The sequence below is a fragment of the Rhodococcus sp. no. 34 genome (assembly GCF_054589475.1).
This window is the reverse complement of sequence record NZ_BAAILK010000026.1, coordinates 530,286-544,193: the sequence shown is the minus strand read 5'-3', so window position 1 is coordinate 544,193 and position 13,908 is coordinate 530,286. Positions and strand designations below refer to the sequence as shown.

Sequence of the window (13,908 nt, the reverse complement as noted above, 5' to 3'; positions counted from 1 at the left end):
GTCGGTCGTGCACAGAAACAGGTTGTTCGGGGGCGTGGTTCTTGCCGCTCTGATGCTCGTCGGGTTCACCTCCGTGGCTTCGGCTCAGGCCCCGTTGCCCGTGCCCAATGCCTTCCTTGCCGGTGTTCCTCAGGAGTTGGGAAATCCTGGCGGTTCAGCTCCTGGATCCAATGACTTTTCGTGTAAACCGACTGCCGAACATCCCAATCCGGTTGTGCTCGTTCACGGAACGGGTGGAAACAGGCAGACCAACTGGGCCACCTATGCGCCGTTGCTCGCCAACGAGGGCTACTGCGTCTTCGCGCTGACATACGGCAACTTCCCCGAGCAGCCGTGGCCGTTGTCGGCCATCGGTGGAATGCAGGAAATTCCTTCCAGCGCAGCACAATTGTCGAATTTTGTCGATCAAGTACTTGATGCCACGGGTGCTACATCGGTAGATCTGATCGGACATTCCCAGGGCACCATCATCAACGGGTACTACGCGAAGTTCCTCGGTGGTGCCGATAAAGTGGACAACATCGTCTCGGTGGCGTCGCTGTGGAAGGGGACGCTCGGAAACGAGCAGGCAAGTGTCGGCCGCAGCCTTCGCGAACTCGGGGTATCCGAGGCAGCGCAGGCCGGATTCCCGATCTGCAAGGCATGTCTGAACATGGGGGCAGGCTCGGAGTTCATCGAAAATCTCCGTGCGGGAGGCGTTTACGCGCCGGGTGTTCACTATACGAACATCACGACCCGCTACGACGAACTGGTGCTGCCGTATACAAATGGGCTGGAGCCTGGGCCGAACGCCACCAACATCGTCGTCCAGGACGGTTGTGAGCAAGACATCTCCGATCACCTGGCAATCGCGGCATCGCTGCGCGCCGCGACTTTTGCTCTCAATGCACTCGACCCCGCGCATCAGCGGCCGGTACCGTGCAACTCGGTATTGCCCGTCGTGGGTTGATCAATTTGCGGAGGCCTTCGGTGGGGATTCGAACATGCGTGGGCGCTCTCGCTGTGGCGGGAGCCGTGGCCGCGTCCGCGCCGTCTCTTGCGTCGGCGAACGAACCTCTTCCCGTTCCGTCCGGTTTCCTCAGTGGAATTGCCCTCGAAGCGACCAACCCGGGCGGATCGGCCCCTGGCACCAACGACTTCTCGTGCACGCCTTCCGCTGCTCATCCTGATCCAGTCGTCCTTGTGCACGGGACGGCGGCCAACCGTCAGACCAATTGGGGCGTACTCGCACCCGTACTGGTCAACGAGGGACACTGCGTTTTTGCGCTCACCTTCGGGAAGCGAACGGACCAGCCGTGGCCGATTTCCGCAGCCGGCGGTCTCGCACCACTCGGAGACAGCGCAGGGCAGTTGTCGGACTTCGTCGACGACGTTCTCTCTGCGACGGGTGCCTCGAAGGTCGACCTGATCGGACACTCTCAGGGGACGACGGTCAGTGCGTACTACGCCAAGTTTCTCGGCGGCGACGCGAAGGTTTCCAAGATCGTCTCCATCGCTCCGTTGTGGGACGGCTCGGAGGTCGGGCCGCCGGAAGGCGTCGGGGGACCGGATTTCGACAACGCCACCTTCGTCACCGAACTGCGCGACGCGGGCGTCTACTCCGATGACGTCGAGTACACCAACATCGTGACTCGGTTCGATCGAGTGGTCGTTCCGTACAGCAGCGGAATACTGGCCGCGTCGAACGCGTCGAACATAGTTGTTCAGGACGGTTGCGAGCAGGACCTGTCGGATCACATCGCGCTGGTGGCGTCGCAGCGAACGGCGACTCTGATGCTCAACGCGCTGGATCCGTCGAATCCGCGTGAGGTGCCGTGCGCTCGGGTACTCCCGATATTCGGCTGATCAGGCGTCGAAAATCGCTGTTCGCTTCAGGCGTACAGGAACCGGGAAACGATTCCCTCAGCTGCGACGTTGTGAACGGTAAGCAGTCCGGCTTCCGCCGCCAATCGGGTGGAGGAGCAGCAGGTGGACTTCGCGCCCTCTAGAGTAATAAGTGGGGTCGTGCAACCTTTGTCGATTCGTGGACGTCAGTCCGCTGACCGGCGAGGCGATCAGTCTGTAGTGCCGGAGCGAAACGCGGCGACCAGGGACGAGACATCCGGTCTCGAACCTGCCCGCCGGAGAGTGTGAGGGAGAGCGATGTTCGAGAGGTTCACCGATCGCGCGCGGCGCGTTGTTGTCCTGGCTCAAGAAGAAGCCAGGATGCTCAACCACAACTACATCGGCACGGAGCACATCCTTCTCGGCCTCATTCACGAGGGCGAAGGTGTCGCAGCCAAGTCGTTGGAGTCGTTGGGTATCTCCCTCGAGGGAGTCCGCAGCCAGGTCGAGGAGATCATCGGCCAGGGCCAGCAGGCTCCGTCCGGTCACATCCCCTTCACACCGCGCGCCAAGAAAGTCCTCGAGCTGAGTCTGCGCGAAGCGCTGCAGCTCGGACACAACTACATCGGTACGGAGCACATCCTGCTCGGTCTCATCCGTGAGGGTGAGGGCGTAGCAGCCCAGGTTCTGGTCAAGCTCGGTGCCGATCTCAACCGCGTCCGCCAGCAGGTCATCCAGCTGCTGTCGGGCTACCAGGGCAAAGAGCCCACCGAAACCGGTGGCACCCGCGGAGAGGCCGGCACGCCGTCCACCTCGCTCGTGCTCGACCAGTTCGGTCGCAACCTGACGCAAGCTGCCCTCGAAGGCAAGCTGGACCCGGTCATCGGCCGCTCGAAGGAAATCGAGCGTGTCATGCAGGTTCTCTCGCGTCGTACCAAGAACAACCCGGTTCTCATCGGTGAACCCGGTGTCGGTAAGACCGCTGTGGTCGAGGGCCTGGCTCAGGCAATCGTCAACGGTGAGGTCCCCGAGACCCTCAAGGACAAGCAGCTGTACACGCTCGACCTCGGGTCGCTCGTGGCCGGCAGCCGTTACCGCGGTGACTTCGAAGAGCGCCTGAAGAAGGTTCTCAAGGAGATCAACACCCGCGGCGACATCATCCTGTTCATCGACGAGCTGCACACCCTCGTGGGTGCGGGCGCGGCCGAGGGCGCTATCGACGCGGCCTCCATCCTCAAGCCCAAGCTTGCTCGCGGTGAGCTGCAGACCATCGGTGCCACCACGCTCGACGAGTACCGCAAGTACATCGAGAAGGATGCTGCCCTCGAGCGTCGTTTCCAGCCCGTTCAGGTGGGCGAGCCGACCGTCGAGCACACCATCGAGATCCTCAAGGGTCTTCGTGACCGCTACGAGGCTCACCACCGTGTCTCCATCACGGACGGTGCTCTCGTGGCAGCGGCGACGCTGGCCGACCGCTACATCAACGACCGCTTCTTGCCGGACAAGGCGATCGACCTCATCGACGAGGCGGGCGCGCGAATGCGCATCCGTCGGATGACTGCACCGCCGGACCTGCGCGAATTCGACGATCGCATCGCCGACGCGCGTCGCGAGAAGGAGTCCGCGATCGACGCGCAGGACTTCGAGAAGGCTGCGAACCTGCGTGACAAGGAGAAGACCCTCGTTGCTCAGCGCGCTGAGCGTGAGAAGCAGTGGCGTGCGGGCGACCTGGACGTCATTGCCGAGGTCGACGACGAGCAGATCGCCGAGGTTCTGGGCAACTGGACCGGTATCCCCGTCTTCAAGCTCACCGAGGAGGAGACCACTCGTCTGCTCCGCATGGAAGAGGAACTGCACAAGCGGATCATCGGCCAGGAAGAGGCGGTCAAGTCCGTCTCGAAGGCGATCCGTCGTACGCGTGCAGGTCTGAAGGATCCCAAGCGTCCCTCGGGCTCGTTCATCTTCGCCGGCCCGTCCGGTGTCGGTAAGACGGAGCTCGCGAAGTCGCTCGCCAACTTCCTGTTCGGCGACGACGACGCCTTGATCCAGATCGACATGGGCGAGTTCCACGACCGCTTCACCGCTTCACGTCTGTTCGGTGCCCCTCCCGGGTACGTCGGATACGAAGAGGGTGGCCAGCTCACCGAGAAGGTGCGCCGCAAGCCGTTCAGCGTTGTCCTGTTCGACGAGATCGAGAAGGCACACCAGGAGATCTACAACACCCTCCTGCAGGTGCTCGAGGACGGCCGTCTCACCGACGGTCAGGGACGTACCGTCGACTTCAAGAACACGGTGCTGATCTTCACGTCCAACCTCGGTACGTCTGACATCTCCAAGGCAGTCGGCCTGGGCTTCAGCTCGGGAACGGGCACGGAGTCGAACTACGAGCGCATGAAGCTCAAGGTTCACGACGAGCTGAAGAAGCACTTCCGTCCCGAGTTCTTGAACCGTATCGACGACATCGTCGTCTTCCATCAGCTCACGAACGAGCAGATCGTTCAGATGGTCGACCTGATGCTCGCTCGCGTCGAGGCGGCACTCAAGAACAAGGACATGGCCATGGAGGTCACCGACAAGGCCAAGTCGCTTCTGGCCAAGCGCGGATTCGATCCGGTACTGGGTGCACGACCGCTGCGTCGCACCATCCAGCGCGAGATCGAGGACCAGATGTCCGAGAAGATCCTCTTCGGAGAGATCGGACCCGGCCACATCGTGCTCGTCGACGTCGAGAACTGGGACGGCGAAGGCTCGGGCGAGGACGCGAAGTTCACGTTCACGCCTACCAAGAAGCCGATCGACGTGCCGGACGCACCGCCGATCGAGCTGACCAAGGCCGGCGAAAGCGAAAGCGCAGCAGAGTAGTACAGCAGAGTAGGTAACGAACGGGCGGCACCTCACCGGTGCCGCCCGTTTCGTGTATCACGGGAGAGGGCGTACACATGAACGACATCGAACTGGGTCACCTGCGTCGTTGCGTCGAATTGGCAACGGAAGCATTGGATGCGGGCGACGAACCTTTCGGTTCCGTCCTGGCAGCGGCTGACGGAACATTTCTGGCGGAGGATCGTAACCGGATCGCGGGCGGCGACAACACTCGCCACCCCGAGTTCGAGCTGGCTCGGTGGGCGGCTCAGTATCTGACGCCGGAAGAGCGTTCGACGGCAACGGTGTTCACTTCGGGAGAGCACTGCGCGATGTGTTCGGCCGCGCACGCGTGGGTGGGCCTCGGACGTATCGTCTACATCTGCTCTTCGGCTCAACTCGGCGACTGGCTCGCGGAGTGGGGTGTGTCCCCGGCGCCGGTGAAGTCTCTGTCCGTCAACGAGGTTGCGCCGAACGTCCCGGTCGAAGGCCCGGTGCCGGAGTTGGTTCCGCTGGTGCGAGAACTGCATCGGAAGTTGCATTCGCCGAGTGCTTGACGGGCACACACAAACGGGCGGCACCTCGCTGGAGGTGCCGCCCGTTTGCGTGTGAAGTCAGGAAACTGCGTCGACCGCTCGAACCTTCTCTCGCAGTTCACCCTTGACGACCTTGCCGCTTGCATTGCGCGGCAGTGCTTCCACGACGACGATGTCCTTCGGGTGCTTGTAGCGCGCGAGACGATCGTTGAGGAAGCTGCTCAGCTCCTCGATGGTCAGGTCCACGGCTGAACCTGGCGCCATCGCGACGATCGCTACCGGCACCTCGCCCCACTTGGTGTCGGGGCGACCGACGACGGCCGCTTCGACGATCAATTCGTGTTCGTAGAGAACGTTTTCCACCTCCGCGCAGTAGATGTTCTCTCCGCCGGAGATGATCATGTCCTTCTTGCGATCCACGACGTAGACGAAGCCTTCGTCGTCGACTCGAACGAGATCGCCGGAGTGGAACCATCCACCGTGGAAGGCGTCAGCGGTGGCGGTGGGGTTGTTCCAGTATTCGCTCATCATCGTGGGCCCGCGGTAGACGATTTCACCGATTTCACCGGGTGCCACGTCGTCCATGTTCTCGTCGACGACCCTGGCCGAGATGGTCGGGATGACCCGACCGACGGATCCGAGCTTACGAATCGCATCCTCGCCGTCGAGAACGCAAGTGATGGGCGACATCTCGGTCTGACCGAAGACCGCGACATTGAATGCGTCCGGGAAGGTTTCGGCCATTGCCCGCAGGATCGTATCGGACGACGGTGCGGCGCCCCACGAGATGTTCTTCAGCGACAGTGCTCGAGGTTGCGCCTTCTGTACTGCGCACACGGCCTGCCATTGCACGGGCACGAGGAACAAGCTGGTGACCTTCTCGGCTTCCAGAATGTCGAGTAGTTGACCCGGGTCGAATGCGCCGACCGGATGGATCACCGTGGTCGTGCCGAGTTGCAGGCTCGGCGCTATGGAACCGAGGGCTGCGATGTGGAACATGGGCGACGCACAGAAGCCGATGGAATCGGCATTGAACAGGTGGAAGGCCCTGATACAGGTCAATGCTTGCGAAGACAGGTTGGAGTGGGAGAGCACCGAGCCCTTGGGGCGACCGGTGGTTCCCGAGGTGTACATGATGAGTGCAGGAGTGTCGTCCGGGATGTCGACGAACGCGTGCGACTCGCCCTCTTCGCTGATCAAGTCCTCGTAATTCAGGCTGTCACCCTCGGCGGGGGCGCCTACGGTGATGGAGATGTCGATACCCTCGGACGCGGCTCGCGCAGCTCCGGCCAACGGAGCCAACGGTCCTTCGGCGACAATGACTTTGGAGCCGGAGTCGTTTACCAGATAAGCGACCTCGGGTGGTGTCAGACGGAAGTTCACCGGAACAGCGATGGCGCCCAGTGCGTTGGTCGCGAGCACGACCTCGAGGTATTCGGGGCGGTTGAGCATCAGGATGAGCACGCGGTCGCCGAAGCTGACGCCGCGTCGGGCAAGAGCGTCCGCCAGCTTCTCGACGCGTGCGTCGAGGGTGCTCCAGGTGATGGAATCGCCCAGGAATCGCAGTGCGGTGCGATCGGGAATCATCTGCGCATGCCTGGCGATCTGATTGTTCCAGTTGGTGCGGCGTGAACGCTGCGCCTCGGAGACTGCATCGGTGGAGGCCATCGATGGGTTCCTCTCATGCGTGGGTGATTGTGTGACTCAGGCTACAGTGAGCCGTCGATTCGTACAGTGGTTTTGTTAACGAAAATTCGCAGTGATTACTTGAAGTGGGGCGCGCGTTTCTGCAGCATCGCCATCGCGCCTTCTTTGAAGTCCTCGCCAGTGAGAAGTTCTGCCTGACCGGTATTTTCGAGCTCCAGCGCAGCATCGAGGCGGTCCAGTGTCGCCGCATTGAGTGCGCGCTTGGTGAGTTCGAGGGCGCGTCGGGGAGCCTTCGACGTGCGATCGACGACGGAGTCGACGAGTGCGTCGAACGCGTCGTCGGCGACGGTGCGGGACACGAGCCCGAACCGCTCTGCGTCCTCGGCGGAAACTCGCTCGCCCAGCAATGCCATCTCGGCCGCTCGGGCGCGTCCGATCGCTGCCGGTACCAACGCACTGGCGCCGCCGTCGGGCATCAAGCCGATGTTGACGAAGGAGAGGAGGAAATAGGCGCTCGATGCGGCGTACGTCAGGTCCGCGGCTAGAGCGATGGACACGCCGACGCCGGCGGCCGGGCCGTTGACCGCGGCGATCACCGGGACCGGGGCGCTGGTGATGGCGCGAATCAGCGACGTCGCCGCATCCATGACGACTTTCGGGTCTGCGGGGTTGGTGGCCGCTGCGGCGAGGTCGGCTCCGGTGCAGAACGCTCGACCGGATCCGGTGATGACGATGGTGCGAACGGCCGGGTCTGCGCCGCCGTCGTGGACGGCAGCTGCGAAAGCAGTCATCGTGGGCAGATCGATCGCGTTCATCCGCGTCGGGCGGTCGAAGGTCAATCGCAGTACACCGTCGGTGATTTCGGAGCGAAAACCCGTCTCGGCGGTGGCGGTCATACCGCGCTCACAGCGGTGACGAATCCGGAAAGCCGTGAGGTGATGAGGTGTTCGGCCTCCGAGACCATGCGGTCGATCATGTCTGCGACGGTCGGGATGTCGTTGATCAATCCTTGGCTCTGTCCGGCGGACCAGATGCCTGCATCGAGGTCGCCGTCCTCGAAGACCTTGCGTCCGCGGGCTCCGGCTACCAGATGCTGAATGTCGCTGAACTGCGCGTCGCCACGTGCTTCGATGTCGACGACCTCGGCACTGATCGCATTCGCGGCTACGCGCGCGGTGTTGTGAAGCGTCCGGAAGATCAGCTTGGTGTCGCGTTCGGTGTTTGTGACAATCTGCTCTTTAACCGATTGTGCGACAGGGGATTCCGCGGTACACATGAAGCGAGTTCCCATGTTGACGCCGTCTGCTCCGAGCGCAAGCGCCGCGACGAGTCCACGTGAATCTGCGATTCCGCCTGAAGCGATCACCGGAATCGTGAGTTGCTGCGTGGCCGCCGGAATCAGAATGAGCCCTGGTATGTCGTCCTCGCCTGGGTGCCCGGCGCATTCGAAGCCGTCGATGCTGACGGCGTCGACGCCCAGTCTCTCGGCTTTGACCGCATGTCGAACTGCAGTGCACTTGTGGATAACCTTCACGCCCGCGTCCTTGAAATGCGGAAGATGATCGATCGGATTGGAACCGGCGGTTTCGACGATCTTGATCCCGGATTCGATGATCGCCTGGCGGTATTCGGCGTACGGCGGCGGCGTGATCGACGGCAGAATAGTGAGATTGACGCCGAAAGGCTTGTCGGTGAGATCGCGGGTTCGAGCAATTTCCTTGACGAGGTCTTCCGGTGTGGGTTGAGTGAGGCCCGTCAAGAACCCGAGGGCGCCGGAATTTGCCGTGGCCGCAACAAGTTCTGCCCGTCCCACCCACATCATGCCCCCTTGCACGATGGGATGGTCAACGCCGAACATTTCGGTGAAGCGAGTGCGAATCATCTGCTCACAACTACTTTCTTACGGTCGGTCATTCGGCATCGAACCCTCTTGCGGGCGAAGAAAACTTCACGCCGCAGGGAACGAGCCCGCCAGCGGACTACGTGCGAGATTGTGCGAATCGTCACTAACATAACACCGCTGAGAGAGCGGGTGTCAAGACTCTTTTTCCGGAATCCGTCCGCCGCTACAACTGCGTTGTAGGGTTTCGGGTGAAGCAGTACCGGGCGCGAATTGCGACCTTCGCGACGGTTAACATGATCCGTTCGGACTCGCGCTCGTGGAAGTGCGGTGCAGCGGACGAAGGCAGTGCAAGAGAAAGCAACGGAAGTGGAGGGTCAGGTGCCCGGACAGACACGCGTCTCCGTGCGTGGCGGCGACCCTGCACCACGGACGCGTCCGAAGAATCGGAAGGCGCAAATCGCGGCCGCTGCTGCGGAAGCATTCAGCGAACGTGGCTACCACGCGGTGGGCATCGACGAGATCGCCGCGAAGGTCGGAATTTCCGGTCCGGCCCTCTATCGTCATTTCCCCACGAAATACGCCCTGTTCGTCTACACCGTGAACAACCTGACGCAGGCGTTGTTGGATGCCAGCGATCCAGCTGTGCACGGAAACGAAAATCCACGCGAGCAGTTGAACTCCACGATGGTGGGTGTCATCCGCGCGACGATCGAGAATCGGCGCCGGGGAGGGCTCTACCGATGGGAGGGCAGGTATCTGGTCGACGAGGATCGTGAGCAATTGCGGGTGGGAATGCGCACGCTCAATCTTCGGATCGCCGAGCCGCTGGCAGCGGTTCGTCCGGAACTCGACCCGGCGGATGTAGAACTCATCGCGCCTGCCGTGCTCAGTGTGATCGCCAGTATCACCGGTCATCGATCTGCGTTGTCCGCCAAGCAGATCGAAGCGCTGATTCTTGCGGCATGCTGGTCCGTCATCGGCGTCGAATTGCCCGCTGCCGAGGAGGACGGCGCGAGGGCAGGGGCGTCCGAACGCAAAACAGGCCTCGTACGGACGTCGAAACGCGAAGTGCTGCTTCAGGAAGCAGTGTTGCTGTTCTATCAGCGCGGCTACCACGACGTGAGCATCGAGGAGATCGGTGCCGCGGCGGGTATCAACGCGTCGAGTGTGTATCGGCACTTCGCGAGCAAGGCCGACCTTCTTGCTGCGGCCTTCCACCGTGCGTCCGATCGTCTGACTATGACGTTGGGCTCGGCGTTGGCTGAGTCGGAGACTCCTCTCGCGGCCGTCGAGACGTTGGCGAAGATGTACGTCGAGGTTTCGTTCGGAACCAGCGAACTGTTGGCCGTGTACTTTGCCGAGATCGGCAGCTTGCCGGATCGATCACGGACCGAGTTGCGCAACATTCAGCGTTTGAACGTCGAGGAGTGGGCGCACTTGTGTGTCGAGGCGCGTCCGGAGTTGACGATCGTCCAAGCGCGGTTCCTCGTCCACGCGGCGCTCGGACTGGTCTTCGACATCGGCCGAATCGTGCACTTTTCCTCGGAGAACTCCGCGCAGGCCCGCGTCGAGAAACTGCTGTCCGCGACGCTCCTCGGGTAGTCCCGCCCGAAACAGTAGGTGTGACTTCACGTATCGCGGGTAGGTTCGTGATCGCAAGGCGTTCACCGAATCATGTGAAGACGGAAGTAGGGACAGCAATGCCAACTCGTACCGCACGCACCGCCTGGAACGGCACCCTCGAGGCCGGATCGGGACAGGTGGAACTCACCAGCTCGGGCGTCGCCACCTTCGACGTGTCGTTCCCCAAGCGCGCAGCTGAGGAGGCCGGCGGAACCACCAGCCCCGAGGAACTCATCGCCGCGGCGCATTCGTCCTGCTACGCGATGCAGTTGTCGGCCCTGATCGCCGAGGCCGGCGGGACCCCGCAGAGCCTCGACATCACCGCGGACGTGTCACTCGGCCCCGACACGGTCGGATTCAAGCTCACCGGAATCAAGCTCACCGTTCGCGCCGAGGTCGACGGCCTCGACGCCGACGGTTTTGCCAAGGTTGCCCAGGCGGCCAAGGAAACTTGCCCGGTCAGCAAGGCACTGACCGGCGTCGACATCACGTTGGATGCGGCCCTGGACTGATCATCTCGCGCTCGGGCGCCCCCTCCGGCGCCCGAGTGCGGTTGTGTGTGACGACCAGGTAGCTCGCGAACAGGATCGGGAGCACCCACAGGTCCGAGGGATCGCGATAGACCAGGATCGGCAAGAGATCTCCGCGGAATCCTCCTGCGGTCAGGCGGAGAAACCCGATCACCCACTCGTAGGCGTCGCCGATCGGCGGTATCACCTTCACGGCGGCGAAGCCGATCCCCGTGACCGCGATGGACCAGGCGATCGCTGCTCGCCCCACCAGACTTCGCCTGAGCACCTCGAGAACCGAGAGCAGAAGCAGGGGAAGCAGGAACACACCGGCGACGTCGGACAGCTTGCCCGTCATCGTGTTCCCGAATGCCCCTTTGAGTACGTGGTCGTTGATCAAGATGACGGCCACCGAGACCAGTGCCCACGGATTCAGCAGCAGATCGCCCGGACGATTCACGACAGGTTGATGGTTGCCGAGCCGGACGAGAACAGATCGCACTTGAACTGAAGGCGCAGACCGGTGGCGGCTTCGGGGACCTCGTACGCCAATTCGCCGCGCTTGGCAGCGCCCGGCGCAAGCTCTCCGTCGACACTCGACGTGCTGCTGTCGGTGAACGTGATGTTGTACGACTTGTTTGCCGAGTCCTGCAGTTCGAAGCACATCATCGACGAGACCGTCGACGGCTTGTCACTGTTGTTGGTGACCTCGGTGTCGACCACGACGTAGCGGTTTCCGGGATCAGCGGTGATGAACTGATTGGTCGAGACGTAGGGATCGACGACGCCGTGTACCTGGACGCGCCAGTCGCCCAGTTCGACGACGTCACCGATTCCGAAGGCGGCCGCAGGTGCGGCGGAAGAACCGTTGTCGTCGACCTTCTTCGCTTCGTCGGTCTCGCCCGAGGCGATGGTTGCGAACAGGGCTGCGCCGACGGCGAGGAGGGCGAGGGGAGTGCGGAGTGATCGCATGATGTGCGCCTTTCGAGAGTTGGTATGGCACAAGTCAACGATGTGAGGACTGCTCACCGCTTCGGTCGAAAGATCGGTCCGCCTCATCCTTTCGGTCGGAGCCTGGCGGTTCGTCCACCCGTTCGGCTGATTCGAGGCGTCGGTGGCGGTGGATACGCTTGCTCGGTGATCAGCACCAAAGGAACCGTTGTGCGACGACGCGTATGGACTACCGCCGCTGTCGCGTTCAGCCTTTTCTGTTCCTTCATGACGGTGGGCATCGCAGGCGCGTCGGGAAATATGCCACCGGTATTGGTCGGTATCGGGTTCGTCCTGGGCGTGGCCGGTGGGATATCGCTTGTGTGGCGCCATCAGTATCCCTGGGTGGTTCTGGCGATCACGCTGGTCGGCCCGTTGTTCTTCCCCACCGATGCGACGGCGGCGCTCATCGCATTGTTCGCCGTTGCTCGGATCGCGCGTGGGCCTCGGCTTGCTGCCGCTGCGGCAGCTGTCTTCGTCGCGTGCGGAATTTCGTTGACCTACGACGCTTTTCGCAATCGTGAGTACTCCGTTCTCACGATGGGAACGATGAAACCCAAGGACGGTTCGGCGGTTGTTCAATACGACGTCGCCATCTGGATCCCGTGGCTCGTCGCAGCCGTCATGGTCGGCATCGTCGTGGCGCTCTCGCTCCTGATTCGGACCAGAACCGAACTCGTCGAGGCAGAGCACGTACGGGATCTTGCCACCGAGAAAACAGACGTGATGCGCGACGAGATGATTCGCACCGAGGAACGAACGCGGATCGCGCGCGACATGCACGACACGATCGCGGCCAGTCTGAGCCGGATTTCGTTGTTCGCCGGTGGGTTACAGGTCAGCGCGGCAGACAATCCCGAGAAGGTCGTCAACACCGCTGCGATGATCAGAACCACCGCGCACGAGGCTTTGGACGAATTGAAGGGAATCGTCGGAGTGCTCAGGGGAAGCGGTGATCGCCGCGAACACGGCGGGCACCAGGGGATCGACGCGATCGGCGATCTGGTCAACGGTGCACGCGCCGCGGGCATTCACTGCCGTCTCGAATCGGAGTTGCTCCCGGGTGATGTCGGAATGTTGGCGGGGCACGTCTGTTATCGCGTCGTTCAGGAATCGTTGACCAACGTCCAGAAGTACGCGAGCGACCAGATGCTCGTCATTTCGGTGACCGGGTCGCCGCACGACGGAATTCGTATCCTCGCACGCAACAAGCTGAGCGAGCTTGCACCCATGACGTCGATCGGTTCGCGGTCCGGCTTACGCGGGTTGGCCGAACAGGCAAGAGAAATCGGCGGCAAGGTGGAGGCAGGCGCGCTGGGGGACGATTTCCTCGTCAGTTGCTGGGTGCCCTGGTCGTCGTAACCCTCCCACCCTCCGACTGTCGGGGGCTCTGGGTAATCTGAGCGCACTATGGACGCTGACTCGCGCATCACAGTTTTGATCGTCGACAACGACGCCTGGGTTCGGCGCGGAATGAAGGACATCCTGGAAGCAGCGCCGGACATCGTGGTGGTTGCCGAGGCCGAGGACGGCGATCAGGTCGCAGCCAAAGTCACTCGGTTTCGTCCGCACGTGGTGCTGATGGATCTGAAGATGGCACGGGTCGGTGGCTTGGAGGCCACCCGAGAGTTGATGACCATGAGCAATCCGCCGAAGGTCATTGCGATGACCGCCTTCGACGTCGACGACATGGTCGTGCAGGCGGTCGAGGCGGGCGCGCACAGTTTTCTGAGCAAGGACGCGGCCCCACAGGCGTTCCAGCAGGCAGTACGGGTGGTGGCGTCGGACCACTCGTTGTTCAGCTCCGATTCTCTACGTGCCATCGTGGCCTCGGCGCCGCGTCGGCAAGCACCCGACCTGACTCCCCTCGCTTCGCTCACCGAGCGTGAGCGCGAAGTGCTGACAATCCTGGCGACAGGCGCGGCCAACAGCGTCATCGCGGAGCGGCTGTACCTCGGTGAGACCACCGTCAAGACGCATATCTCCTCGTTGTTCGCCAAGCTCGGTGTGCCCAACCGGGTGAGTGCGTCGTTGATCGCGTTCCGGTGTGGTCTGGTCACGTGATTCTGTGACC

13 protein-coding genes are annotated in these 13,908 nt (G+C 62.4%); 8 read left to right on the top strand and 5 right to left on the bottom strand.

Annotated elements, in window-relative coordinates; translation table 11 throughout:
- The first annotated feature begins 52 nt into the window (after window positions 1–52).
- The 4 genes from ACYP01_RS11620 (at window position 53) to ACYP01_RS11605 (ending at window position 5,243) form a co-directional block, all read left to right on the top strand.
- Complete coding sequence (locus ACYP01_RS11620; protein ID WP_047269726.1) at window positions 53–949, top strand: esterase/lipase family protein; 897 nt, start codon at window positions 53–55, stop codon at window positions 947–949.
- A gap of 38 nt (window positions 950–987) precedes the next feature.
- On the top strand, window positions 988–1,845 hold the full coding sequence (locus ACYP01_RS11615; protein ID WP_459680057.1) for an esterase/lipase family protein: 858 nt from the start codon (window positions 988–990) through the stop codon (window positions 1,843–1,845).
- Window positions 1,846–2,142: 297 nt separating this feature from the next.
- The gene (locus ACYP01_RS11610) at window positions 2,143–4,686 is read left to right on the top strand and encodes an ATP-dependent Clp protease ATP-binding subunit (protein ID WP_003945604.1); all 2,544 of its coding nucleotides are present in this window, start codon (window positions 2,143–2,145) and stop codon (window positions 4,684–4,686) included.
- Window positions 4,687–4,763: 77 nt separating this feature from the next.
- Window positions 4,764–5,243 carry a nucleoside deaminase gene (locus ACYP01_RS11605; protein ID WP_054825400.1) on the top strand — a complete coding sequence of 160 codons (480 nt, stop codon included), beginning with the start codon at window positions 4,764–4,766 and terminating at the stop codon, window positions 5,241–5,243.
- Between the two features lie 57 nt (window positions 5,244–5,300).
- Here ACYP01_RS11605 and fadD5 read toward each other — a convergent pair whose 3' ends face one another.
- From fadD5 to ACYP01_RS11590, 3 genes are all read right to left on the bottom strand, one after another.
- Complete coding sequence (gene fadD5, locus ACYP01_RS11600; RefSeq protein ID WP_042451945.1) at window positions 5,301–6,890, bottom strand: fatty-acid--CoA ligase FadD5; 1,590 nt, start codon at window positions 6,888–6,890, stop codon at window positions 5,301–5,303.
- Window positions 6,891–6,985: 95 nt separating this feature from the next.
- The gene (locus tag ACYP01_RS11595) at window positions 6,986–7,765 is read right to left on the bottom strand and encodes an enoyl-CoA hydratase (protein WP_459680053.1); all 780 of its coding nucleotides are present in this window, start codon (window positions 7,763–7,765) and stop codon (window positions 6,986–6,988) included.
- The gene (locus ACYP01_RS11590) at window positions 7,762–8,751 is read right to left on the bottom strand and encodes an NAD(P)H-dependent flavin oxidoreductase (RefSeq protein WP_459680051.1); all 990 of its coding nucleotides are present in this window, start codon (window positions 8,749–8,751) and stop codon (window positions 7,762–7,764) included. The genes ACYP01_RS11595 and ACYP01_RS11590 overlap by 4 nt, the downstream gene beginning before the upstream one ends.
- A gap of 339 nt (window positions 8,752–9,090) precedes the next feature.
- Between ACYP01_RS11590 and ACYP01_RS11585 the strand changes: the two genes are divergently transcribed.
- On the top strand, window positions 9,091–10,314 hold the full coding sequence (locus ACYP01_RS11585) for a TetR/AcrR family transcriptional regulator (RefSeq protein WP_039972781.1): 1,224 nt from the start codon (window positions 9,091–9,093) through the stop codon (window positions 10,312–10,314).
- Window positions 10,315–10,412: 98 nt separating this feature from the next.
- Window positions 10,413–10,847, top strand: coding sequence for an OsmC family protein (locus ACYP01_RS11580; RefSeq protein WP_007726950.1), 435 nt, complete (start codon window positions 10,413–10,415; stop codon window positions 10,845–10,847).
- Here the strand turns inward: ACYP01_RS11580 and ACYP01_RS11575 are convergent.
- Both ACYP01_RS11575 and ACYP01_RS11570 read right to left on the bottom strand, forming a co-directional pair.
- Window positions 10,822–11,304 carry a hypothetical protein gene (locus ACYP01_RS11575; protein ID WP_064111334.1) on the bottom strand — a complete coding sequence of 161 codons (483 nt, stop codon included), beginning with the start codon at window positions 11,302–11,304 and terminating at the stop codon, window positions 10,822–10,824. The two genes, ACYP01_RS11580 and ACYP01_RS11575, sit on opposite strands and share 26 nt — an antisense overlap.
- Window positions 11,301–11,816, bottom strand: a complete 516-nt coding sequence (locus ACYP01_RS11570; protein WP_003945701.1) for a DUF4352 domain-containing protein — start codon at window positions 11,814–11,816, stop codon at window positions 11,301–11,303. The genes ACYP01_RS11575 and ACYP01_RS11570 overlap by 4 nt, the downstream gene beginning before the upstream one ends.
- 24 nt (window positions 11,817–11,840) lie before the next feature.
- Between ACYP01_RS11570 and ACYP01_RS11565 the strand changes: the two genes are divergently transcribed.
- Both ACYP01_RS11565 and ACYP01_RS11560 read left to right on the top strand, forming a co-directional pair.
- Window positions 11,841–13,196 carry a sensor histidine kinase gene (locus ACYP01_RS11565; protein ID WP_459680046.1) on the top strand — a complete coding sequence of 452 codons (1,356 nt, stop codon included), beginning with the start codon at window positions 11,841–11,843 and terminating at the stop codon, window positions 13,194–13,196.
- A 48-nt stretch (window positions 13,197–13,244) separates the two neighbouring features.
- Window positions 13,245–13,898 carry a response regulator gene (locus tag ACYP01_RS11560; protein WP_042451934.1) on the top strand — a complete coding sequence of 218 codons (654 nt, stop codon included), beginning with the start codon at window positions 13,245–13,247 and terminating at the stop codon, window positions 13,896–13,898.
- The last annotated feature ends 10 nt before the right edge of the window (window positions 13,899–13,908 follow it).

Bases quoted from the DNA above. Each gene is read 5' to 3' on its own strand.
- ACYP01_RS11620 (WP_047269726.1), top strand. From the start codon at position 53: ATGCTCGTCGGGTTCACCTCCGTGGCTTCGGCTCAGGCCCCGTTGCCC.
- ACYP01_RS11565 (WP_459680046.1), top strand. From the start codon at position 11,841: ATGGCACAAGTCAACGATGTGAGGACTGCTCACCGCTTCGGTCGAAAG.
- ACYP01_RS11560 (WP_042451934.1), top strand. From the start codon at position 13,245: ATGGACGCTGACTCGCGCATCACAGTTTTGATCGTCGACAACGACGCC.
- ACYP01_RS11590 (WP_459680051.1), bottom strand. From the start codon at position 8,751: ATGATTCGCACTCGCTTCACCGAAATGTTCGGCGTTGACCATCCCATC.
- ACYP01_RS11570 (WP_003945701.1), bottom strand. From the start codon at position 11,816: ATGCGATCACTCCGCACTCCCCTCGCCCTCCTCGCCGTCGGCGCAGCC.
- fadD5 (WP_042451945.1), bottom strand. From the start codon at position 6,890: ATGGCCTCCACCGATGCAGTCTCCGAGGCGCAGCGTTCACGCCGCACC.
- ACYP01_RS11605 (WP_054825400.1), top strand. From the start codon at position 4,764: ATGAACGACATCGAACTGGGTCACCTGCGTCGTTGCGTCGAATTGGCA.
- ACYP01_RS11580 (WP_007726950.1), top strand. From the start codon at position 10,413: ATGCCAACTCGTACCGCACGCACCGCCTGGAACGGCACCCTCGAGGCC.
- ACYP01_RS11595 (WP_459680053.1), bottom strand. From the start codon at position 7,765: ATGACCGCCACCGCCGAGACGGGTTTTCGCTCCGAAATCACCGACGGT.
- ACYP01_RS11610 (WP_003945604.1), top strand. From the start codon at position 2,143: ATGTTCGAGAGGTTCACCGATCGCGCGCGGCGCGTTGTTGTCCTGGCT.